Source organism: Stutzerimonas stutzeri, assembly GCF_051028275.1.
Classification (GTDB): domain Bacteria; phylum Pseudomonadota; class Gammaproteobacteria; order Pseudomonadales; family Pseudomonadaceae; genus Stutzerimonas; species Stutzerimonas stutzeri_AS.
In genome coordinates this window covers 2,718,143-2,741,095 of record NZ_CP069269.1, presented here as the reverse complement: position 1 = coordinate 2,741,095, position 22,953 = coordinate 2,718,143, and the positions used below count along the sequence as shown (strand labels likewise).

Sequence of the window (22,953 nt, the reverse complement as noted above, 5' to 3'; positions counted from 1 at the left end):
TCGGCAAATCCCTATGAAACTTTAGCTTTTTTTTCATCGCAAGCGCATCAGCGATGCTTCTGGCTCTACATCGCGACTTCTACATGGCCGGGGCCGATAACGCGAGCCTTGATGGTACGTCCGGAGCGTTGATTTTTGACTCGGATCTGACTGCCGAGTGCGCCGTCGGACAATGCCTCGCCTGGCATTCTTACATTTATCGTGGAATTTTTCGCGGTAATTACCACCTGGTCGCCTTTGCGAATTATTTCCGCAGCAGAGAGATAGGTTGGCGGTAATACCTGGTCGGGCAGGACGTTGCGTGTGATCTTGTTTCCTAGCACTTGATCGAATGCCGTCAGGTAGCCCTGGGTCAACAGGCTGACGTCGCGCTCGGCAAGGGTAACGTCATCTTGCTCGACTACGCTTCCGCGGGAGAGGGGGCGTCGCGCGACGATGACTTCCCGGAACATGTGCACTTGTGCCGGTACGAACACAGACCATGGCGAACTGCCTTCACAACTGACCCGTACAGTAGTGCGGCCGACTGGCTGTGCCGGGCTTTCGAGCTTGGTACTTAAAGCACGATCACATGGAGCGAGTCGAAGGCGCGGATCGAGTCTGTTGATCTGAATTTCATGGCGCGCTGCGATTTGGCTACGCTGTAAATAGGCCGTTACTTCGCGCTCAAGAAAAGCCCGGGTTGCGTCGATAAGCTGTTCAGGGCTCGTCATGCTTGCCGAGTTAGCGACTTGGCTCAGCCCGCACAGGGTGAATAACAGAAGCGCCTGGCGTAGCGCTTTCCACGGATGCCGGAAAAAAGTCGTCTGTTTGTTCATGCATTGGACGAAGCAAGGGGCGTGCCGTAACGTGCGGTCAGAATGTTGCTTGATGCAGGCGTGGCGAGATTCCAGACCAAACCGAATCTATGTGCAATGAATGAATACTAACGCAGTAGGCCAACTCCCTCGTTTTGCGGGCTTATCAATTCGAACTGCAACCCTTGGCGACCATCTTATAAGCAAGAGGAAACTGGCATGGCCGGTATTCTAGATTCGGTAAACCAGCGTACCCAGCTGGTGGGACAGAACCGTTTGGAGTTGTTGCTGTTCAGATTGGACGGCAAGCAGCTCTACGGAATCAACGTATTCAAGGTCAAAGAGGTGCTGCAGTGCCCGAGGCTTACCGTCATGCCACGGTCGAGTCCCGTAGTGCGTGGCGTTGCGAACATCCGAGGCAGCACGCTTTCGATTCTGGACCTCTCTGCTGCTACCGGGAAACCGATGCTCCAGGACCTGCCCAACAGTTTCGCGATCATTGTCGAATACAATACGAAAGTGCTGGGTTTTCTAGTCCGGTCGGTTGAGCGGATCGTCAACATGAATTGGGAAGACATCCTCCCGCCACCGAAGGGTGTTGGCCGTGATCATTATCTGACGGCCGTAACGCATGTCGATCAGCACATGGTGGAAATCATCGATGTTGAGAAGGTCCTCGCTGAGGTGGCGCCTGTTTCTGAGGTGTTGTCTGTCAGCATTGCGGATGAGGAAACCAGCAGCAAGGCGTCCAGCAGCAGGGTATTGATCGTCGACGACTCATCGGTTGCTCGAAAGCAGATTATTCGTTGTCTACAGAATCTCGGGATTGACGTTGTGGCACACAACGATGGTCGACAAGCGCTTACTTATCTTAAGAATCTTGTCGCTGAGGGAAAGAAGCCAACCGAAGAATTCGTCATGATGATTTCAGATATCGAAATGCCGGAGATGGATGGCTACACCCTGACGACTGAGGTGCGACAGGACCCAGCGATGCGCGATATGCACATTCTGCTGCATACTTCGCTCTCGGGTGTATTCAACCAGAGCATGGTCAAGCGAGTCGGCGCGAACGATTTTCTCGCCAAGTTCCAGGCGGATGATCTGGCCAACCGGGTGATAGAGCGGATCCGTACTTCGGATAAGAAATGAGGCCTCGTCCTCGCAATACGACTGGTGGGCATTATTAGTGTCAGGTGATCCGGATTTCGATCAGTTCCGAATATTCCTCGAAAAGACGTGCGGCATTCTGCTGGGCAGCAATAAGCAGTACCTGGTGTCCAGTAGGCTGAACAAGCTGATGGAGCAGCAGGGGATCAAGACGCTAGGCGATCTGGTCAGGAAGATTCAGGCCCAGCCGCGTAGCGGCCTGCGCGAGCAGGTCGTGGACGCGATGACAACCAACGAAACGCTCTGGTTTCGTGATACCTATCCGTTCGAGGTGTTGAGAAGCCGGGTTCTGCCAGAGCTCTTGAAAAACGCTCCCGGGCAGCGTTTGCGTATATGGTCGGCGGCTTGTTCGTCGGGACAAGAGCCATATTCGCTATCAATGACCATCGACGAGTATGAGCGTCTCAGCCCTGGCCAGCCGAAAACGGCCGTGCAGATCGTGGCTACTGAATTGTCCGGGGCCATGCTTGCTGCATCCAAGGCGGCTGAGTATGACAGTCTGGCGATCGCTCGAGGCCTATCCAGTGAGCGGTTGCAACGGTATTTTGACGTGAAGAGCCCTGGACGTTGGGTGGTCAAGTCAACTGTTCGCAGCCGTGTCGAATTTCGTGTACAGAACCTGCTGGATAGCTATGCGGTGCTCGGTAAGTTCGATGTTGTGTTTTGCCGGAACGTGTTGATCTATTTTTCCGCTGATGTAAAGAAAGACATCCTCAAGCGAATTCACGCGACGCTGAAGCCTGGCGGATATCTGTTTCTTGGTGCCTCCGAAGCCCTGAATGGGCTTCCCGAGCTGTATCAGATGGTGCAATGCAGCCCAGGCATCATTTACAAGGCTAAGTAGCCTCTCTATCCGTGGCGAATCGGCGGCAGGATTCTGTCGCCAGGCGCCGGAGAAGCGGCAAAAGCATGGTCACGCTTTGCCGCTTTTGACGCGCAAACCGCGCCCTCCGTTATAAAACACTTATAGATCAGCCGTTTACTTAGATGGCATGGCCTTTGCTGGTGGTTTGCTAAGCAGACTTGTATCCGGCAAAGGGCTAGATCATGAGCATCAGTTTCGACAAGGCACTTGGCATCCATGAAAAGGCGCTCGGCTTTCGCGCCCAGCGTGCCGAGGTGCTTGCCAACAACATTGCCAACGCCGACACCCCTAACTACAAAGCACGCGATCTGGATTTCAGCTCAGTTCTTGCTGCACAGAACAGCAAGAACCAGGGCGGATTCGGTGTGACCGTGACCAGCAGCAAGCATATCGCCGCCGAGGGCATGGAAATCGCCGATCCAGGCTTGCGTTTCCGCACGCCGGCGCACGCTTCGCTCGATCAAAACACCGTTGATGCCCAGGTAGAGCAGGCAGCCTATGCCGAGAATGCTATCGACTTTCAAGCAAGTTTCACCTTGCTCAACAGTAAGTTCAGGGGGCTGATGAGCGCCCTGCGCGGCGAATAAGGAGCGAAAGCCATGTCCCTCAGCAGCGTATTCAATATTGCCGGCAGCGGCATGAGTGCCCAAAGCACTCGCTTGAACACCATTTCGAGCAACATCGCCAACGCCGAAACGGTGTCGTCTAGCGTCGACCAGACCTACCGCGCGCGCCATCCAGTGTTTGCCACCATGCTTCAGCAGGCCAACGGGCAGCAGGATCAATCGCTGTTCGCCGAACAGGATCAGGCGGGGGCAGGGGTTCAAGTGCTGGGCATAGTAGAGGACCAGAGCGAGCTTCAGGCGCGCTATGAGCCCAATCATCCGGCGGCCAACGAAGAGGGTTATGTGTATTACCCGAACGTGAACGTCGTGGAAGAAATGGCGGACATGATCTCGGCGAGCCGTTCATTCCAGACCAATGCTGAGCTGATGAACACGGCTAAGACCATGCTGCAAAAAGTTTTGACCCTGGGCCAGTAACCCTAACGAGAGATTGCCATGAGCACGACAGGCGGCGTCAGCGGTACCGGTTCGGTACTGGACCAATACCAGATCAAAGATCGCGAAGTTAAAAGCAACGACCTCGGCAAGAACGAGTTTCTCGAGTTGCTGGTCACTCAGCTGAATAACCAGAACCCGCTGGCACCTCAGGAGAACGGTGAATTCATTGCGCAGCTGGCGCAGTTCAGTACCGTCGAAGGCGTGGAAAAACTGAACTCAAGCATGGAAACCATGCTGTCCGGCTATCAGTCATCCCAGGCGCTGCAAGCCTCTTCGCTGGTGGGTCGCAAGGTGATTGTGCCGACCGATAAAGCTGTTGTGGATACCAGCGAAACGTTCAAGGCCAGCATCGTTCTCCCTACAACCAGCAGCAACGTTGCGGTCAACGTCTACGACAGCGCGGGCACGGTGGTGAATCGGATCAACATGGGGCAGCAGGAAGCCGGCAATGTTTCGTTCATGTGGGATGGCAAGGATTCCAGCGGCAAAACATTGCCACCAGGTACTTATCGATTCGAAGCGCAAGCCACTTATCAAGGTGAGACGAAGGGGTTGTACACCATGCTTCCCGCTAACGTAGACAGCGTCACGCTCGGACAAAACGGCGGAGAGCTGCAGCTCAATCTGGCCGGTGTGGGCAGTATCGGACTGTCAAAAGTTCAGGTCATAGGTCAGTAACTGCCGGCACGTCCGGTCACAGGAGCTATTCATGTCGTTCAATATCGGCCTTAGCGGCATGCGTGCCGCCAGCAAGGACCTCAATGTCACAGGTAACAACATTGCCAACGCTGGCACGGCGGGCTTCAAGCAGTCCCGTGCAGAGTTTGCGGATGTCTATGCGTCGTCGGTGCTTGGCACTGGCAAAAACCCGCAGGGCAGCGGGGTGCTGCTTGCAAACGTGTCGCAGCAGTTCAACCAGGGCAACATCAACTACACCCAGAACGCGCTCGATCTCGCTATCAACGGCAATGGCTTTTTCCAGGTTAGCAACAACGGTGCGTTGAGTTACACCCGCGCCGGCTATTTTGGCACGGACAAGGAAGGGAATCTGGTCGACAACTTCGGCTACAACCTTCAGGGCTATTCGGTTGATGACAATGGCAACATCAAGACCGGCCAAGTGAGTGACCTGAAGATCCAGACCACTAGCCAGGAACCCAAGGCCACCACGAAAGTTGTCCAAGGGTTCAACCTGAACTCTACAAACGTCCAGCCGGTAAACACGCCGTTCAACCCGGCTGACCCGCTGAGCTATAACTCGTCCACCTCGACCAATATTTATGACCAGCAGGGTAATGCGCACGTGATGACGCAATACTTTGTGAAAACCCCGACTGATGGTGCTACTCCGCCTACCGACACGCCGAATACCTGGACGATGCATGTCCTTATCGATGGCCGAAACCCTCAGCAGCCAGCTGACGCGGATCCGGTGGTTGCTACAACACCCAGCTCCACTCAGCTGACTTTTACTCCGTCCGGGGCGCTGCTCACTCCCACCGGAGGGATTACGCCTTTGAACGGCTGGCAGCCTGCAGTTAAAAATACTGATGGTACTTGGGCGCTCAACAATGCTGCGCCGGCTGGCGGCCTCGACGTGTCTCTCGACATGCGTGGATCTACGCAATATGCCAGCGCCTTCGCCGTCAACAGCGTCAGCCAGGATGGTTATACAACGGGTGAGCTGGCGGGCCTGGAGATCAGCGAAACCGGTGCCATCTTTGCTCGCTATACGAATGGCCAGTCCAAGGTGCAGGGACAGATCATCCTGGCCAACTTTGCCAACGTTCAGGGTCTGACGCCCGTTGGCAAGACGCAGTGGGTCCAGTCGTTCGAATCGGGCGAGCCTGTGCGCAACCCACCAGGCAGCGGCACCCTTGGTTCGCTGCAAGCGGGCGCACTTGAAGATTCAAACGTCGAGCTTTCGGACCAGCTCGTCAACCTGATCGTGGCGCAGCGTAATTACCAGGCCAACGCCAAGACCATCGAAACTGAAAGCGCGATTACCCAAACGATCATTAATCTTCGGTAATTGTTATCTGGCACTGCGCGGGGTGGCGGGAAACTGCCGCTTCGTTTTCAAAAGGTCCTTCGGGGCCTTTTTTTTGTGGAAAATCTTATTGTATTTCATAGGCTTAAGTAGCTCTTATTTGTTTGGCACAACCATTGCTAGCCAAGTGATGTGAATTCAGTCAGCGTCAATTAGCGTGGGGAGGTTCGATGGACAAGATGCTCTATGTAGCCATGACCGGGGCGAGCCAGAACGCTCGTGCTCAGCAGGCACATGCCAACAACTTGGCGAACATCTCGACTACCGGCTTCCGGCGTGATTTCGAACAGGCGCGCTCGATGCAAGTGTTCGGAGATAGCTTTCCGGCACGGGTTTACGCGATGACCGAACGGCCCGGCACTGACTTCAGTTCTGGCACCTTGCAGGAAACTGGTCGGGATCTGGACGTGGCAGTCGAGGGTGATGGCTGGATTGCCGTGCAGGCGCCCGATGGCGGCGAAGCCTATGCCCGAACGGGCAGCCTGAATATCGACACGCTCGGCATGCTTCGGACCGGCGACGGTTTGCCGGTGTTGGGCAATGCCGGGCCGATTGCCGTGCCACCGGAGGAAAAAGTGGAGATTGGTGCTGACGGCTCGATCAGCATTCGCGCGCTCGGAGAGGATCCGAACGTCGTGGTGACAGTGGACCGCCTCAAACTGGTCAACCCTGATCCCAAGCAGTTGGAGAAGGGCACTGATGGCCTCATCCGCATGAAGGATGGCCAGCCCGTCGAGGCTGACGCCGCGGTTCGCGTGACCTCAGGCTTCCTTGAGGCAAGCAACGTCAATGCCGTCGCCGAGATGACGTCGATGCTCGCACTGTCCCGGCAATTCGAGCTGCACGTGAAGATGATGCGTACTGCTGAAGAAGATGGTGCCGCAGCGGCCCGAGTCTTGCAGATCAGCTAATCAAACTAGTCGGCGCGACCAGATTCCGGCGCCATAGGAGAACGATATGCTTCCAGCATTGTGGGTGAGTAAGACCGGTCTGTCCGCGCAGGACATGAACCTGACCACCATTTCCAACAACTTGGCCAACGTGTCGACCACTGGCTTCAAGAAAGATCGGGCCGAATTCCAGGACCTGCTGTATCAGATCCGCCGTCAGCCAGGTGGCCAGTCTACTCAGGACAGCGAGCTTCCTTCAGGACTGCAGCTGGGTACAGGTGTGCGGATCGTTGGCACCCAAAAACAGTTTACCGCAGGCAGCCTGCAAACTACCGAGCAGCCGCTCGATATGGCTATCAACGGCCGGGGCTTCTTTCAGGTGCTGCTGCCAGACGGCACGGTTTCGTACTCGCGTGATGGCAGCTTCCATCTGAATGCCGAAGGCCAGATCGTGACCTCGAACGGTTACTCGCTGGAGCCGGCCATTGTCGTTCCGCCGGAAACACAGACATTTACCGTGGGCGAGGACGGCACAGTATCGGTCACAACGCTGGGGAACCCGGCTCCGCAGATCATCGGCAACATCCAGACCGCTGACTTCGTCAACCCGGCCGGCCTGCAGGCGATGGGTAGCAACCTGTTCCTGGAAACCGCTGCAAGCGGTGCGCCGCAAGTCAGTACCCCTGGCCTCAATGGCCTGGGCACCGTACTGCAGAACACTCTGGAAAACTCCAACGTCAGCGTGGTTGAGGAGTTGGTGAACATGATCACCACTCAGCGGGCCTATGAGATGAACTCGAAAGTCATCTCCACGGCCGATCAAATGCTGTCCTTTGTCACCCAGCAGCTGTAATAGCTGTCAGCCGCTGGATTGAGGTGAATATGCGCCGCTTGTCGATTGTCCTTCCGCTGATGTCCGCTGTGATTCTGTCCGGCTGCATGGCGCCAGCTCCGAAGCCCAACGATCCGTACTACTCGCCGGTTCTGCCGCGAACACCGCTGCCTGCTGCGCAGAACAACGGTGCGATCTACCAGGCGGGCTTCGAGACCAATCTTTACGACGATCGGAAGGCGTACCGGGTTGGCGACATCATCACCGTTACGCTTAACGAGAAGACCCAAGCCAGCAAAAATTCGAACTCGAAAATCTCCAAGGACAGCAGCGCCAATATCGGCCTCGGATCGCTGTTCGGCGGCGCTGTTTCGATGGCCAATCCATTGACCGGCAACAGCATGAGTTTGGGTGCCGAGTATGAAGCGGCGCGAGATACATCGGGCTCCGGTCAGGCAGGGCAGAGCAATAGCCTTTCCGGCTCGATCACGGTGACCGTGTCGGACGTGCTGCCCAACGGCATTCTGGCGATACGCGGTGAAAAGTGGATGACGCTCAACACAGGCGACGAGCTCGTGCGGATAGCCGGCCTGGTACGTTCGGACGATATCGCGACCGATAACACCGTTCCGTCGACCCGTATTGCCGATGCTCGTATCACGTACTCCGGTACTGGCGCGTTCGCCGATGCCAGCCAGCCAGGTTGGCTGGATCGTTTCTTCATCAGCCCGTTGTGGCCGTTCTAAGCAGGTGCAGGCAATGAAACTGTTCAGCTCATTCATAGTTGCCTTGCTGTGCCTGGCCGCCGTTCCGGTTCATGCCGAGCGCCTCAAGGACATCGCAACCATTCAGGGTGTGCGTAGCAACCAGCTGATCGGCTATGGTTTGGTGGTGGGGCTGAACGGCAGTGGTGACCAGACCACTCAGACGCCATTCACGGTGCAGACCTTCAACAACATGATGGCGCAGTTCGGCATCAAGGTGCCGGCTGGCGGCAACGTGCAGCTGAAGAACGTGGCGGCTGTGTCCATTCATGCCGAGCTCCCCCCGTTCGCCAAACCCGGTCAGACGATCGACATCACCGTATCGTCTATAGGTAACGCCAAAAGCCTGCGCGGCGGGAGTCTGTTAATGGCTCCGCTCAAAGGTATCGACGGCAATGTCTATGCGATCGCTCAGGGCAATCTGGTCGTTGGTGGTTTCGATGCCGGCGGTGCGGATGGCTCGCGCATTACCGTCAACATACCTTCTGCCGGTCGAATCCCTGGCGGCGCTACGGTCGAGCGACCGGTGCCAACTGCATTCAACCAGGGCACGACCTTGACCATGAACCTCAATCGTCCGGACTTCACAACCGCCAAGAACATCGTTGATCACATCAACGAGCTGCTCGGCCCGGGTGTGGCGCAAGCGCTCGATGGTGGCTCGATCAGCATCACCGCGCCTCTGGATCCAAGTCAGCGCGTCGACTACCTGTCGATCCTGGAAAATCTTGAGGTCGACGTCGGCCAGGCCATTGCCAAGGTGATCATCAACTCGCGTACTGGCACCATCGTCATCGGCCAGAACGTGCGCGTCCAACCAGCAGCGGTGACGCACGGCAGCCTGACCGTGACCATTTCCGAAGATCCGCAGGTGAGCCAGCCAAACCCGCTCTCTGATGGGCAGACGGTGGTTGTCCCAAATTCCAAGGTCAAGGCAGAACAGGAAGCCAAGCCCATGTTCAAGTTTGGCCCCGGCACGACGTTGGACGAAATCGTTCGGGCGGTGAACCAGGTAGGCGCGGCGCCGAGCGATCTCATGGCGATCCTCGAAGCGCTCAAACAGGCCGGTGCGCTGCAAGCTGACCTGATCGTCATCTGAGGAACGGGACATGGAAAATCGTCTGGGACTGGGTCGTCGTACTCCTGATAGCGGTAGCTACTCCGACCTGAATCGATTGAATCAGCTCAAGGTGGGCAAAGACCGTGACGGCGCGGAGAACGTGCGCAAGGTCGCTCAGGAGTTCGAGTCCCTGTTCATGAACGAAATGCTCAAGTCGATGCGTTCGGCCACTGAGGTCATGTCCAAAGACAATCCGTTCAACAGCCAGGCCAGCAAGCAGTACCAGGATATGCACGACCAGCAGCTCTCGGTCACGCTGTCCAAGGAAGGTGGCGGAATAGGGCTTGCTGATGTCCTGATTCGCCAGTTGAGCAAAGATCAGAAGCCTGCGGAAAAGCCTAATCCCTTTGCCCAGGTTGCGCAGACCGAAGGCGCGAAGTGGTCGAGCAACCCCAATGCCGCCATTGCCAAGGTAGATCCGACCCGAAACGATGTTCAGCTGCTCAATCAGCGTCGGCTGTCGCTACCCGGCAAGCTGGCCGAGCGCACTCCGGCGGATGTCGCCGCGCTGCCCGCTCAGGCCGAACAAGGCAAGCAGGGCGACGCGGTTCAGCCCCTGGTCGATATGGATTGGAAGCCCGCTACCGCATTCGCTGCACCCCAGGAAGCACGGTTGACGATCAACGGTGTCGAGGCGACAACCCCAAGCGCGCCGAGCAAGACGCGTTTCAGCTCGCCGGCCGAGTTTATCGCCACCATGTTGCCAATGGCTGAGAAGGCAGCGAAGCGCCTAGGCGTCGAGCCGCGTTTCCTTGTCGCACAAGCTGCGCTGGAGACCGGCTGGGGCAAGTCAATGATCAAACAAAAGGATGGCACCAACAGCCACAACCTGTTCGGCATCAAAGCCACGGGTTGGGCGGGCGAGTCGGCCAAGGTCACTACGACCGAGTACGTGAATGGCAAGGCCACCAAAGAGGTCGCCGGGTTTCGGGCGTATGACTCTTTTGAACACAGCTTCAACGACTATGTACGGCTGCTGGAAAACAACGATCGTTACAAGCCAGCCATTCAAGTGGCCAGTGCGTCTGGCAACTCCGAACGTTTCGTTAACGAATTGCAGCGGGCAGGTTACGCAACCGACCCGCAGTACGCGCGCAAGATCAACCAGATCGCTCGCAAAGTGCAGGCTTATCAGACAATCGCCGACGCCAGCGCGTCGCCTGCGGTGCGGACTAGGGGTTAAACATGGCTGACCTACTGAATATTGGCCTATCCGGCCTGAGCGCCAGCAAGAGCCAGCTGTCCATCACCGGCCATAACATCAGCAACGTCAACACACCGGGCTTTAGCCGGCAGGACGCCTCGCAAGCGACTCGCACGCCGCAGTTCAGTGGTGCAGGATATGTGGGCTCGGGCACGACGCTGGTTGAAATACGTCGCAGCTACAGTGAATTCCTGACCAGTCAGCTGCGCAGCAGCACGTCGATCAGTAGCGATGTCAAGGCCTACAAAAGCCAGATCGACCAACTCGACTCGCTGCTTGCCGGCAGCACAACCGGTATTACGCCATCGCTGCAGAAATTCTTTTCTGCCATGCAAACCGCGGCGGAAGATCCGGCCAATATTCCGGCACGCCAGCTGGTGCTGGCTGAAGCAGAAGGCCTGGCGCGCCGCTTCAATACCGTGTCTGACCGCCTTACCGAGCAGAACAATTTCACAAACAAGCAGATGACTGCAGTCACTGATCAGATCAATCGACTCGCAGGCACCATAGGTAGTTTGAACAACTCGATCGCTATCGCATCGGCTAATGGCCAGCAGCCCAACGACCTGCTCGACAAGCGGGACGAGGCGGTACGTCAGCTGTCGACGTACATTGGCGTTACCGTGACCCCGCAGGACGACAATAGCTTCAACATTTCGGTTGGAACGGGGCAGCCGCTGGTAGTGGGTAGCACGGTTAGTCGCCTCGAGATCGTGCCGGGCCGAGGCGATCCCAATCGCCATGAGGTCCAATTTGTCAGCGGTAGCTCGCGGCAGGGTATTACGTCCCAGATCACTGGCGGTGAACTGGGTGGCCTGATCCGTTACCGCAGCGAAGTGCTGGACTCGACAATGAACTCGCTGGGACGACTGGCGTTGGCTGTAAGCGATCAGGTCAACACGCAGTTGGGGCAAGGACTGGACCTGAAGGGTCTAGTTGGTAAGGAACTGTTTGGCGACTATAACGCTTCGAGCTTGGCGCAGCTCCGGGTCACCGCCTTTTCCGGAAACAGCTCCAATGCCCAGCCACTGCTAAACATCACCAATACCAGTGACCTGACCACCAGCGACTATCTCATGGAATATGACGGTGCCGCTTACAAGGTCCGCCGACTGAGCGACAATCAGTTGATGACCGTGTCCGGCGCTCCGAGTGGTCCGCTGTCCTTTACCGATAAGGATGGTCGAGATCAGGGTTTCCAGGTTGCCTTGGGCAGCCCATTGCCAAACGCTGGTGATAAATTCAACCTGCTCCCGACTCGTCGTGGTGCAGCGGACATCAGCGTAACTTTAGACCAGGCCGATCAACTAGCCTTTGCTGCGGTGGCGAGCGGGCAGAGCAACCTGCAGAACTCAGGTACGGGTGCCATCAGCCAGCCGGATATGGTTTCCGCACCGTCCCCAATTGATCTCAACGCCCTCAAAACGGCGTTCGGTGGCGGGCTGAACCTCACTACAACCGCGAACGCCGACGGCACCTACACCTTGACCAATGCTGGCTCTCTGCCCAGCGGTTGGGCTTATGTGGACGCGAACGGCGACCCGTTGGTGGATGGCACCGGCAACTCAGTGGCCCCCACGCTTCAGTCCGGTACGACGAACACTGTTCGTTTGGCCTATACGGCAGCGCCAGGAAGCAGCTATCAGTTCGATTTTAACGTCAGCGGACGACCCCAGACAGGCGATAGCTTCTCGCTGAGTTATAACCAGGGCGGTGTTTCTGATAACCGCAATGCGTTGAAGCTCGTAGACCTCCAGACGAAACAGACCATTGGGGTTGATGCGGGCTCAGCGGGATCCGGCTTCAGTTTCACCGATGGCTATGGAGAACTGGTCGAGCGCGTCGGTACCCTGACGGCGCAGGCTCGTATGGACAGTGATGCGACCGGCGCGATCCTCAAGCAGGCCACGGACAACCGCGATTCACTTTCGGCTGTGAATCTCGATGAGGAAGCCGCGAACCTGATCAAGTTTGAGCAGTACTACAACGCTTCGGCTCAGATCATTCAAGTTGCCCGCACTTTGTTCGATACATTGATCAATACCTTTAGGTAACAGGCCCGCCCATGCGCATTTCAACTTTGCAAGCGTTCAATAATGGCGTGACCGGCATCCAGCGAAACTACTCCAGCGCAGCCCGAACACAGGAGCAGATCAGCACGGGAAATCGAATCCTGACGCCTGCTGACGATCCGGTTGCGTCGGTGCGTTTGCTGCAGCTTGAGCAGCAACAGAATGTGCTCGGCCAGTACAACTCGAATCTGACCGCTGCGAAGAACAGCCTTACGCAAGAAGAGGTCACGCTGAACTCGGTCAATACCGTACTGCAGCGAGTCCGCGAGCTGGCTGTACAGGCAGGTAACGGCGCCCTTGATCCACAGGATCGTAAAGCTATCGCCGCGGAGTTGGGCGAGCGCGAGGATGAGCTGCTGTCGCTGATGAATACCCGCAATGCGCGCGGCGAGTATTTGTTCTCGGGCTTTCAAGGTAAAACCCAACCTTTCGTGCGTGCTGCAGATGGAAGCTATAGCTACGCGGGTGATGAAGGGCAGCGAAAGCTACAGATCGCAAGTTCTTTGGACATTCCGATCAGCGATAACGGCAAGTCGATATTCGAGAACGTAACCAACGCCGGGCGTTTGCAAACCACATTTGACCCCACGCTCACACCAGGCTCGACACTGAGTGTTTCGGCCCCATTGATCCAGGACGAAGTCGCCTTTGCTGGTAACCCGTCCTTTCCAGCAGGGGGGGTTGGCGTTCGATTTACGTCCGATACGGACTATGTCGTCTATGACCTCACTGCTCCGCCGGCGGATCCGTCTGATTTGTCCGATCCCCTGGTGCTGGCGTCAGGCAAGCTGGACGGTGATGCGGGTCGGAGCGATACATTGGTATTTCGTGGGGTCGCCATGAAGTTCGACGGTGCCGCAGTCGGCAACGAGAGTATCGAAGTCACCTTGGCACCCGACTCGAACAAGCAGGGCTTGCTCAACACCATCGCCAGTTTCAGAAAGGCGCTGGAGACACCTGAGACAACCAGCAGTGGCGTGCGGGACGCCGTAGCTGTGGTTTTGACCAACATCGATCACGGTATGGTCAGTGTCGACCAGGCGCGCGGTAATATCGGCGCCCGACTCAACGTAATCGAAACTACGCAAACCGATAACGTTGATGTCGCGCTGGTCAATAAAGGCGTGCAGGCCGAGCTGCGTGAGCTGGACTACGCTGAGGCGTTGTCCAGGTTATCCATGCAGACCGTAGTTCTTGAGGCCGCCCAGAAGAGTTATGTGAAGATTGCTGGGTTGAGTCTGTTCAACGCGATGCGTTGAATCAGGCGAGCGGGGACACCGGTCACAGAAAACCGGTCCGGACTTGACTTGCGGTTGTTGATTCTTAGAGTGTCTTTGCGGCGCATGGAGTACCGCGTCGTTTATCTGACACTCATAGGGATATGACCAATGATCAAATCTTTGCTCAACGCAGCAGCATTCGTCCTGCTCACCAGCGTTTCTGCCAGCAGCTTTGCGGCTACTACCGACACGGTTGAACCGGCAAAGGTTGTAGCAACCCAAGCCGCGACCATCAATCTGAACACTGCTGATGCTGAAACACTGACTCGCGAGCTTACTGGTATCGGTAAGGCCAAGGCTAAGGCCATTGTCGACCATCGCGAAAGTTACGGCCCGTTCAGCTCCGTCGATGACCTACTTGAGGTCAAAGGAATCGGGGCGGCGATTCTTGAGAAAAATCGGGCCAAACTGAGCCTGAACTGACCCGAGAGAATCTCTATAAAAGCCGGTCTTTGGACCGGCTTTTTTGTATGCAATCCGAATGCTGTATCAGGAACGCGAGGGGTCGAGCGCTGTCATTTTAAACGTGGCATTTTTAGTTTATCGGATAACGCGCCGATTTCAGCCCGTAGCACTCCGAGTAGACGTTCTTCGACTGCTTACCCAGAAGGTTTACGGGCGATTCAAGAATTCGATCCGCTCTGCACGTACGGGTTTCTAGCCTGTAAACCAGCTAAATTTGACCCCTAGCATCCTCAGGTCGTGTTCCAGCGCCCCATACCGCAGGTTCGGGAGGCATTAGATGAAAGCACCATGGAGTTTCCTGAAGTACCTTCCGATGGCGCAGCGGGTGCTTGCCCGCGGCCGCTTACCAATCGTTCTCCTTGCGGTTGCCCGTAAACGTTCGGCCAAGGGTGGGCTAATCAAAGGGCTGCGGGAGGATCTTGGGCTATTGCAAGCGATGTGCGTGGCTTGGTGGCGTGGCGAATATCGACAGGTCAGCAGGCCGGCATTGGTCGCAGCGGTGGCCGGTTTGTTGTACTTCCTGTCGCCTTTCGATGCCATCCCGGACTGGATTCCCGGTCTCGGTTTCGTTGACGATCTCGCCGTACTCGGCTGGATCGTTCGCAAGTGGTCTGCTGAACTGCAGGCGTTCCAAGCCTGGAGAGACAGCCAGTCGGCCGAAGTTCGAGCCGACCTTGATCGTCTCCCCACCTCCGAGGAGATGAACGGGGATGTCAGCGGAGCGCGCGCTGCAGGGCGCTAGCGTGCTGCACCTTGTGTATTGTGCCGTTATGAGCCGTAGCATTGCGGACGCGCAGTGTCTGGCCCTGAAAACGTTCCCCCTGGACTGTTAACATCCCGTTTTCATTCTGAGACAGAGGTCGGGGTAGCGAATGAGCGTTCAGGTCATCATGCGGGACGGTATGCCGGAATACGCCGTGCTGCCTTGGGAGGAGTACCAGGCTTTACTGCTGGGGCGTAGCGCTGACGCCAACGCACCGATGGCTGCAAGGGCATCGAAACCGGTGCACGCCTTCGATAGCCTGGCAGAACTAAGGCAGTCCAGGGGGTTGAGCCAGGAGGCACTGGCCCGTTCGGTGGGTATCAGTCCAGCTTATCTAACGCTCATAGAATCGGGCGAACGGAAGCCTGACGACGCAATTCGCCGAGCGCTCGCTCGCGCGCTGGAGATAGAAGGATGGGAGCAGGAGGCGTGACAGCAAAGCCAGCGTCGATTCGTATCAGCCGTCCGCATTGGCAGGCGTTGCTTGAGGAATTGGACGACGCGCGCAGGCAGCGCCATCTAGTAACGTACCGCGCATTGATCGAACGATTACAGCTCCCGGCTCCTGCCATGCAGACGTTGTCGGCTGCGTTAGAGCATCTTGCTGCGATCGATGCGCATGCCGATCGACCGTTACGTAGCGCTTTGGTTATCAGCCAAGGCGCATGCAGGCTGCCCAGAACCGGCTTCTTCGAGTGTGCGATTCGTCTCGGGCGTTTTTTGGGCTCGGCGGATGGGGCTGCTGCGGCTTCCTGGCATGCCGGAGAGGTTGCGAGAGTGTTCGAGTTTGATTACCCGGAGGTTCCGTAATGCTGCGCGAGACTCGAGCCCGCTTCGGTTATCTGTTTGCACGCAGATTGATGAAGGCGCGCTGGGCGGTTCAGCATCCGAAGCTCTGGCGCTGGATGGAAGGCCAATTTGCGCGGATGGCTGCGATTGGCAACCCGAAGGCGCAAAGCTTTTATGGACATATCCTGCTTTTTCGAGGGCAGGGCTATGGTGCGAGGCAGGAAGGCATACGTCTACTGCGCGAGGCGGCTGAAAAAGGCGATGCCAAGGCGGCTTACCAAATGGGTGTCCTAAGTCTTGGTGAGGATGCCACTCACGGCCCCGACGGTGCCCAGGCGGCTTATTGGTGGAAGCGAGCGGTTGAGGCCGGTCACCCCCTCGCTGCGGCCCGATTGGCTCAACTGTATCAGGCTGGCGGGCACGGACTGACCAAGGATGCTCAGCAGGCCGAACATCACAAGGCCACTGCGGCTAGGCTGGGGCTCTGACTGCTTGCATGCCCCGCTTCGCGTTACTGATCCGCAAGGTCGCCGCTTTCGTTATGTTCAGGTTTGCAAAGCTGGCGCTTGAGCGGTAGCGGCTGGGCTCCCCTGTGCTTGACCCGCCGATAAAAAAGCAAGCTGGGGCAGCATGGCGGCTGTCAGACACCTGTAGATCGATTCAGTAAACCAGGCGTTCCAGTATCTGGACTGGGTTGGTAGGGGCTTCGCACCTTCATATCAGTAATCAGCCTGAGCAGATCGATCGTCCGACCTAACCCGCAGTAACAACCGTTTACGGTGATGACGAAGCAATCATCTATGCGTTGTTGGCTGCCGCTGGTCAACTGCCGGCTCGCTTGCTGCAAGGAATGGCTGAACTCGACCGTCGCATAGTCGCTGCACATGAATCTTTCAATCGGTTTGAGCGCAAGCAGATCGGTTGCAGGTCTGAGCAGCGCTTCGGCTAACGGGGCTCGGTGAACCACGCCGACGGGTATGCCCATTTGGTCAATCACGACAATGGAGCTCAAGCTTGTTTCAGAGTGAAACAGTTCCAGTACGTCGCCGGCAGGGTGCGAGGCGATGACCGCCGGTTGCTTGATTAACAGATCGGCCAGGCTTGGGTGCTCGTCGTTTGCCAGCCCGTCGCGAATTCCGGTTTTCGGTAATAAGGCGAAAGCCTGAATGCTCGGCTTTTCTTCAGGACGACCGAGCAGATAGCCCTGAACCAAGTCGATGCCCATATCCGAAAGTAATTCCAGCTCTTCGCGCAGTTCTATCCCTTCGGCTATGACCTGTGACTGAGAGGCTCTGGCAATCTTCATGATTGACTCAACGAACTTTCGCTTCACTGCGTCCCGGTGAATACCGTCTATGAAATACCGATCAATCTTGACGTAGTCGGGGCGTAGCTCGGACCACATCCGGAGGCTGGAATAGCCAGCACCGAGATCGTCCAGTGCGATGGAAAACCCCATGTCTCGGTAATGACGCAATGCCGCGTCAAGCAGCTCGAAGTCGTCGGTCGGAGTCTGCTCCGTAAGTTCGATAACGACCCTGTCTGCAGGTATTCCGTATTGATGCAGGAATTCCAGCGTTCGGCCCGGCTTGTGCGTTGCGTCCAGCAGCGTCTCAGGCGAGGCGTTGAGGAACAGCTTTCCCTGTAGCGCTTGCTGACGATAGCGGCGGCAGGCGTTTTCGCGACACGTCATCTCCAACTCGTTGAGCCGACCGGCATGTCGAGCAGCCGCAAGCAGGTTGATAGGGGAGTGTAGCGAGGTGTCTGAGGGGCCACGTGTCAGCGCCTCGTAGCCCAGGATGACACGTCCGGAAAGCGAGACGATCGGCTGGAACAGACTGGTAATGTCGCCGTGAGCAAGGATGCTATCCAGCGTGCTCAACTGCTCGGTGACGGTCATGAAGGTCTCGTAGTGGCCCTAGAATGCGAAAGACCGCACATTGGCGGCCTTCCGTATTTCACGACGAAATGATGTCAGTTTGATGACATCTCCATTCAGCGCTCTACAGGCTGGACCTCGGCGGTTGCGTTCTGTAACCCCAGATAATCGAGCAACACTCGACCGCTTTCCGACAAGTAGGCATCCTCTTCCGGTTTGACCTTCTTCGGCTCCACATGAGGCGTGTTTTCGTCCTCGCGTTCGAGTTTCGCCAGTGGCTGTTCGCCTTTGGATTCCCGTAGGGCGTTTTCCAGCGCCAGTTGTCGCTTCTCGATGCGCTCTTGCTGTGCCCGACGCTTCTCCTCGTTGAGGGTGACGGTGGTCTCGTGCATCAGTTCCTGCGCCAACGCCAGGCGCTCTCGCGTAAACACGAAGTCGGGGTTCTCGCCAGTACGTTTGTCATGGCGCGCCTTGAGCTCTGCCAGGAACGGCTTGAATGGATTCATGTCCGGGTTGATTGCAGCTCTTATGCTGTCCCAGGGCATTGCTTCCGGGAGCGCACTTTCACCGATTTCCTTGGTGTCGACCTCTGCTGGATAGGATATGTCCGGAATCACGCCTTGATGCTGAGTACTCTGCCCTGAGACTCGATAGAACTTAGCGAGCGTAAGCTTGAGCTCGCCATGGTTGAGAGGTTGGACAGTCTGCACCGTACCTTTACCGAACGTCTGACCGCCGACGATCAGGGCGCGATGATAGTCTTGCATGGCGCCTGCGAAGATCTCGGATGCCGATGCGGATAGGCGGTTGACCAGAACCGCCAATGGTCCCTTATAGAACACTCCGTTTTGCTCGTCCGATAGCACGTCGACTCGGCCATCGCTGTTGCGCACGAGTACGGTTGGCCCTTGGTCGATAAACAAACCGGTCAGCTCGGTGGCCTCCTGGAGCGAGCCGCCTCCGTTGTTTCGCAGGTCAATGATGACGCCGTCTACGTTTTCCTCCTCAAGCTCAGTGAGCAATTTCTTGACGTCACGAGTGGTACTTTTGTAGTCCTTTTCACCGGCGCGCAGCGCCTTGAAGTCCAGATAGAACGCCGGGATTTCGATTACGCCGAGCTTATAGGCGCGGCCGTCCTGTTCCAGATTGAGGATCGATTTCTTCGCAGCCTGCTCCTCAAGCTTGACCGCTTCACGGGTAATGGACACGACCTTGCTGCTCTGATCGTTAGGCGCGTTGCTTGCAGGAATGACCTCAAGGCGAACGACCGACCCCTTCGGGCCGCGGATAAGCTTCACTACTTCGTCCAGGCGCCAGCCGATCACGTCGACCATATCTTCATCGCTCTGGCCCACACCGATGATCTTATCTGCTGGTGCAATCTGCTTGCTCTTCTCGGCCGGGCCTGCGGGTACCAGCCGTACAACTTTCACGTGCTCGTTGTCGCTCTGCAGAACAGCGCCGATGCCCTCAAGTGACAGGCTCATGTTGATGTCGAAGTTTTCCGCATTGTCTGGCGACAGATACTGCGTGTGCGGATCGTAGGACTGAGCGAATGCGTTGATGTACGTCTGGAACACATCTTCGCCACGGGTCTGCTCCAGGCGAGACAGCTGATTCCTGTAGCGCTTGGTTAGCAGTTCCTCGATTGCCTTGGGTTCTTTACCGGCCAGTTTCAGCCGGAGTACCTCATCTTTTACGCGCTTGCGCCAGAGGTCATCGAGCGCGGCGACATCCTCTGGCCACGCCGCGTTCTTGCGATCGACCAGCAGTTCTTCATCGATGCTGAAATCGAAGCTGTCGACGCCCTTGTCCAGCAAGCTCAGGGCGTATTGTAGGCGGCTCTGTAGACGTTCCAGGTGCACCTTGTAAATGGCAAACCCAGGTTCGAGGTTGCCGTTTTTCAGGAAGTCGTCGAATTGGTTGCGCCAGCCTTCAAACTCCGCCAGATCACCTGCCGTGAAGTAGCTGCGCGACGGGTCGAGCATCTCGATATAGCTGTCGAAGATCTTCGATGAGCGCGCATCGTTGAGAGGAGGCTTGTTGTAATGGTGGCGCTTGAGCAGTTCGACCACGTTCAGGCTGGCGATAACCTGGTCACGGTCGGGTTGTAGATAGTCCCAGGTTTGCCCATCCGCAGGTTTGGCCAGGGTGACATTGGCCTGGAGGCCCAGCAGCAGGGCAATCAACCCTGCAGTCAAAGTTCTTTTCATCTCTATGGAGCGACGCTTGGCTTGGTTAGAACGCATAGTAGGCCATCAAATCAGGCGCCGGCGTCAGGATTCGTCCGGCGGTATAAAACAATAGCCCGATGGTAACTGGCGGCAGACGAACCGTCGCAGCGACTGCACTAGGCTGTGGGCGTGTGCCGCCTGGACCTATCTGCCGGGTGGCATCGATGGCTTCAGAATTGGCTGTTCAGCCTGTAAAAATACCTATCGACCAGGCGCACGGCTACCCATGGATGAATAGCAGGCACAGGCACGAATCACTATGGAGGCAGCGTCAAGGCATTGCAAGGCGTCTGGGGACAGGTGGCGTGGTGGGTTGCGATGTTCTCGTTGTGATGTCGAACAGGTCATGATTCAAGTGCTAAGCCGTTGGGCTGGGTGTCTGACCTTTCGCTGTGCCGGTTCCTATCTCGTTTGACGCCACGCGCACCAAGAGCTCTGGGTCAGTGATGTCCGTCGTGTAAGCGGGTCAGCCCGGATGCTCACGGGGTCTTCTTTCACACCATTTGCGGCCGGATGCCGTCGCAAAAAAGCACAGGCAGCGTTTACCTTTGACGATACGCCGCGGTTGGTGCGAGCGGGGCGCTTTTCAGCGCCCCGAAACGCGCAGGTCAGGGCAGGTCAGCGCTGGAGTAAAAAGCGCCAAGCACCTTGACCAGGTGCGCAAGATCCTTGCTCCCAGCGAGTTCGCGAATCGAGTGCATGCCGAATGTCGGCAGGCCAATGTCAACGGTGCGAACACCGAGCTGACTGGCGGTGATAGGGCCGATTGTCGAGCCGCAACCCATATCGCTGCGGGTAACGAAGCTCTGGACCGATACCTCGTTCTCCAGACAAAGGTGACGGAAGAATCCGGCAGTCTCGCTGCTCGTTGCGTAACGCTGGTTACTGTTCACCTTGATGACGGGCCCAGCGTTGAGTTTCGGGCCATGGTTGCCGTCATGCTTGTCGCTGTAGTTCGGATGCACCGCGTGTGCGTTATCTGCCGAGATAAGCAGTGAACGGTTGATGGTGCGCTGGAAGCCTTCGCCGTCCGGTAGCACGCGACGCAGGACTTGCTCCAGGAAAGGACCGTCTGCACCGCACATGGACGCTGAACCGACCTCTTCGTGGTCAGTACACACCAGCACACAGCTCTCTTCCGAGCCGGCTCGCAACAATGCTTGCAACCCTGCGAAGCAGGACAATAGATTGTCCAGCCGAGCGCCAGCGATGAAATCGCCATTGAGGCCGATCACCGCTGCGCTCTGTGTGTCGTAGAAGCTCAATTCGAAATCCAGCACTACATCAGCGACCAGACCGTGTTCCCGGCTCAGCTGATCGGCGAGCAGAGCGCGGAAATCCGGCCTGTCTTCGCTGGCGATCTGTGCGAGGATTGGCGGCAACTCATTCTGAGGGTTGATCGCCCAGCCTTGATTCGCTTCCCGGTTGAGGTGAATGGCCAAGCTCGGAATGATAGCGATGGGCACCTTGAAGTCGATCAGCTGACTCTCGATTTTGCCGTCGCGGCTGTAGGTGACCCGTCCCGCTAGCGACAGATCGCGATCGAACCACGGCGCCAATAGCGCGCCGCCGTACACTTCCACGCCGAGTTGCCAGAAGCCCTGCCGCTGCAGTTCCGGTTGAGGCTTGACCCGCAGGCAAGGGCTATCGGTGTGGGCACCGACCAAACGTACGCCATGCTCGACGACCGGCTTGGTACCGATCTGAAACGCAATGATCGCTGAGTCGTTTCGCGTCACGTAATAGCGGCCGCCAGGCTCGGTGTGCCAGTTCTCACCTTCATCAAGACGCTTGAAACCGGCAGCCTGAAGACTATGGGCCAGGCTGTGGGTGGCGTGAAAAGGTGTCGGCGAGGCTTTGAGGTAATCGATGAGACCCTGATTGAGTTCTTCGCGCATGACGAGCTCCTGACTGCAAGGTCATGAGTTTACCGTATTGCCGGCCGAGCGCTCGACGACAACTCATCGAAGGAATCTGGCCGTGCAGCGCCAAGCACAATCAAAACGGAGCCGGACAATCGAAGCGCAGGCGCTCGCCTGTCTGTGGATGCGTCAGCGCGAGCATGCTGGCATGGAGGCAAAGCCGTTCGTGTGCTGAAAGGGCCAGATCATGGGCATACAGTCTGTCACCTAATAGCGGGTGGCCAATCGAGAGCATGTGTACACGCAGTTGATGAGAACGGCCTGTGATCGGTGTCAGCTCGACCCGGCTGTATGCACCGCAGCGCTCGAGCACTCGCCAGTACGTCAGCGCGTGCTTGCCCAATTCGTGGTCGACGATGTGGCGTGGTTTGGTCGGCGGGTCGTAGCGCAGCGGTAGCTCGATGCTGCCACTGTCCCGTTCGGGGCTGCCCCAGCATAGAGCGGTGTAGGCTTTTTCTGTCTCTCGGTCGTGGAACTGTCGAGACAGCTCACGATGGCTATCAGCGTCTCGTGCAAGCACGATCAGGCCTGATGTCTCCCAATCCAGCCGGTGGACGATCCGGGCTTCCGGGTAGCCGTTATCCTGCAGTCGGGTCACCAGACAGTCCTTGTTGTCATCGGCCCGGCCGGGCACGGACAGCAGCAGGGTAGGCTTGTTGATCACCAGCAGGGCAGCGTCCTGATGGACGATCTGGATGTTGCTTAGGGGCATCTTAGAATTCCACAAACAACATCGGCGACCGAAGTCGCCGATGAAACTGCCGCTACACAAATGTGCCGACGGCTATCCGGT

Annotated in this window: 22 protein-coding genes and 1 pseudogene; 18 read left to right on the top strand and 5 right to left on the bottom strand. The window is 57.1% G+C overall.

All coding sequences use genetic code 11. The features are described from left to right. Positions 1-65: 65 nt before the first annotated feature. Positions 66-818: a flagellar basal body P-ring formation chaperone FlgA gene (gene flgA, locus JQR87_RS12495; protein ID WP_407296695.1), complete on the bottom strand. Its 753-nt coding sequence runs from the start codon at positions 816-818 to the stop codon at positions 66-68. Between the two features lie 198 nt (positions 819-1,016). Here flgA and JQR87_RS12490 point away from each other — a divergent pair, with 198 nt between their 5' ends. The 18 genes from JQR87_RS12490 to JQR87_RS12405 all read left to right on the top strand — a co-directional run bounded on the left by JQR87_RS12490 (position 1,017) and on the right by JQR87_RS12405 (position 16,613). Next, the gene (locus JQR87_RS12490; RefSeq protein ID WP_407296697.1) at positions 1,017-1,949 is read left to right on the top strand and encodes a chemotaxis protein CheV; all 933 of its coding nucleotides are present in this window, start codon (positions 1,017-1,019) and stop codon (positions 1,947-1,949) included. Between the two features lie 37 nt (positions 1,950-1,986). After that, a complete protein-coding gene (locus JQR87_RS12485; protein ID WP_407296699.1) occupies positions 1,987-2,811 on the top strand; it encodes a CheR family methyltransferase in 825 nt (274 codons plus the stop codon). Between the two features lie 203 nt (positions 2,812-3,014). Beyond that, complete coding sequence (gene flgB, locus JQR87_RS12480; RefSeq protein WP_407296701.1) at positions 3,015-3,419, top strand: flagellar basal body rod protein FlgB; 405 nt, start codon at positions 3,015-3,017, stop codon at positions 3,417-3,419. Between the two features lie 12 nt (positions 3,420-3,431). Then, positions 3,432-3,875, top strand: a complete 444-nt coding sequence (gene flgC / locus JQR87_RS12475; protein ID WP_407296703.1) for a flagellar basal body rod protein FlgC — start codon at positions 3,432-3,434, stop codon at positions 3,873-3,875. A gap of 18 nt (positions 3,876-3,893) precedes the next feature. Then, entirely contained in the window at positions 3,894-4,574 is a 681-nt protein-coding gene (gene flgD / locus JQR87_RS12470; RefSeq protein WP_407296705.1) for a flagellar hook assembly protein FlgD, read from the top strand. 31 nt (positions 4,575-4,605) lie between these two features. Next, complete coding sequence (gene flgE, locus JQR87_RS12465; RefSeq protein ID WP_407296707.1) at positions 4,606-5,928, top strand: flagellar hook protein FlgE; 1,323 nt, start codon at positions 4,606-4,608, stop codon at positions 5,926-5,928. 188 nt (positions 5,929-6,116) lie between these two features. After that, positions 6,117-6,857 (top strand): flagellar basal-body rod protein FlgF, encoded by a 741-nt coding sequence (gene flgF / locus JQR87_RS12460; RefSeq protein WP_407296709.1) that lies wholly within the window; start codon positions 6,117-6,119, stop codon positions 6,855-6,857. 46 nt (positions 6,858-6,903) lie between these two features. Continuing rightward, positions 6,904-7,689: a flagellar basal-body rod protein FlgG gene (gene flgG, locus JQR87_RS12455; RefSeq protein ID WP_407296712.1), complete on the top strand. Its 786-nt coding sequence runs from the start codon at positions 6,904-6,906 to the stop codon at positions 7,687-7,689. Between the two features lie 29 nt (positions 7,690-7,718). Beyond that, on the top strand, positions 7,719-8,414 hold the full coding sequence (gene flgH / locus JQR87_RS12450) for a flagellar basal body L-ring protein FlgH (protein ID WP_019342804.1): 696 nt from the start codon (positions 7,719-7,721) through the stop codon (positions 8,412-8,414). Between the two features lie 13 nt (positions 8,415-8,427). Then, entirely contained in the window at positions 8,428-9,531 is a 1,104-nt protein-coding gene (locus JQR87_RS12445) for a flagellar basal body P-ring protein FlgI (protein WP_407296716.1), read from the top strand. A gap of 10 nt (positions 9,532-9,541) precedes the next feature. Further along, the gene (gene flgJ / locus JQR87_RS12440) at positions 9,542-10,735 is read left to right on the top strand and encodes a flagellar assembly peptidoglycan hydrolase FlgJ (protein WP_407296719.1); all 1,194 of its coding nucleotides are present in this window, start codon (positions 9,542-9,544) and stop codon (positions 10,733-10,735) included. Positions 10,736-10,737: 2 nt separating this feature from the next. Next, positions 10,738-12,810, top strand: coding sequence for a flagellar hook-associated protein FlgK (gene flgK, locus JQR87_RS12435; protein WP_407296722.1), 2,073 nt, complete (start codon positions 10,738-10,740; stop codon positions 12,808-12,810). Between the two features lie 11 nt (positions 12,811-12,821). Next, the gene (gene flgL, locus JQR87_RS12430) at positions 12,822-14,087 is read left to right on the top strand and encodes a flagellar hook-associated protein FlgL (RefSeq protein WP_407296724.1); all 1,266 of its coding nucleotides are present in this window, start codon (positions 12,822-12,824) and stop codon (positions 14,085-14,087) included. A gap of 129 nt (positions 14,088-14,216) precedes the next feature. Continuing rightward, on the top strand, positions 14,217-14,531 hold the full coding sequence (locus tag JQR87_RS12425; protein ID WP_407296726.1) for a ComEA family DNA-binding protein: 315 nt from the start codon (positions 14,217-14,219) through the stop codon (positions 14,529-14,531). Between the two features lie 319 nt (positions 14,532-14,850). Beyond that, complete coding sequence (locus JQR87_RS12420) at positions 14,851-15,315, top strand: YkvA family protein (RefSeq protein ID WP_407296728.1); 465 nt, start codon at positions 14,851-14,853, stop codon at positions 15,313-15,315. Between the two features lie 130 nt (positions 15,316-15,445). Beyond that, positions 15,446-15,769, top strand: coding sequence for a helix-turn-helix domain-containing protein (locus JQR87_RS12415; protein ID WP_407296730.1), 324 nt, complete (start codon positions 15,446-15,448; stop codon positions 15,767-15,769). After that, the gene (locus tag JQR87_RS12410) at positions 15,751-16,146 is read left to right on the top strand and encodes a hypothetical protein (RefSeq protein WP_407296732.1); all 396 of its coding nucleotides are present in this window, start codon (positions 15,751-15,753) and stop codon (positions 16,144-16,146) included. The genes JQR87_RS12415 and JQR87_RS12410 overlap by 19 nt, the downstream gene beginning before the upstream one ends. Then, positions 16,146-16,613 (top strand): sel1 repeat family protein, encoded by a 468-nt coding sequence (locus JQR87_RS12405; protein ID WP_407296734.1) that lies wholly within the window; start codon positions 16,146-16,148, stop codon positions 16,611-16,613. Before JQR87_RS12410 ends, JQR87_RS12405 begins: the two co-directional genes overlap by 1 nt. A 179-nt stretch (positions 16,614-16,792) precedes the next feature. Here JQR87_RS12405 and JQR87_RS12400 read toward each other — a convergent pair. The 4 genes and pseudogenes from JQR87_RS12400 to JQR87_RS12385 all read right to left on the bottom strand — a co-directional run. After that, a pseudogene (locus tag JQR87_RS12400) lies at positions 16,793-18,025 on the bottom strand (EAL domain-containing protein); the annotation flags it as partial. Between the two features lie 95 nt (positions 18,026-18,120). Next, positions 18,121-20,217 (bottom strand): carboxy terminal-processing peptidase, encoded by a 2,097-nt coding sequence (locus JQR87_RS12395; protein ID WP_407297720.1) that lies wholly within the window; start codon positions 20,215-20,217, stop codon positions 18,121-18,123. 629 nt (positions 20,218-20,846) lie between these two features. After that, positions 20,847-22,136, bottom strand: coding sequence for a M18 family aminopeptidase (locus tag JQR87_RS12390; protein WP_407296736.1), 1,290 nt, complete (start codon positions 22,134-22,136; stop codon positions 20,847-20,849). 100 nt (positions 22,137-22,236) lie between these two features. After that, entirely contained in the window at positions 22,237-22,872 is a 636-nt protein-coding gene (locus tag JQR87_RS12385; protein ID WP_407296737.1) for an RluA family pseudouridine synthase, read from the bottom strand. Between the last annotated feature and the right edge of the window lie 81 nt (positions 22,873-22,953).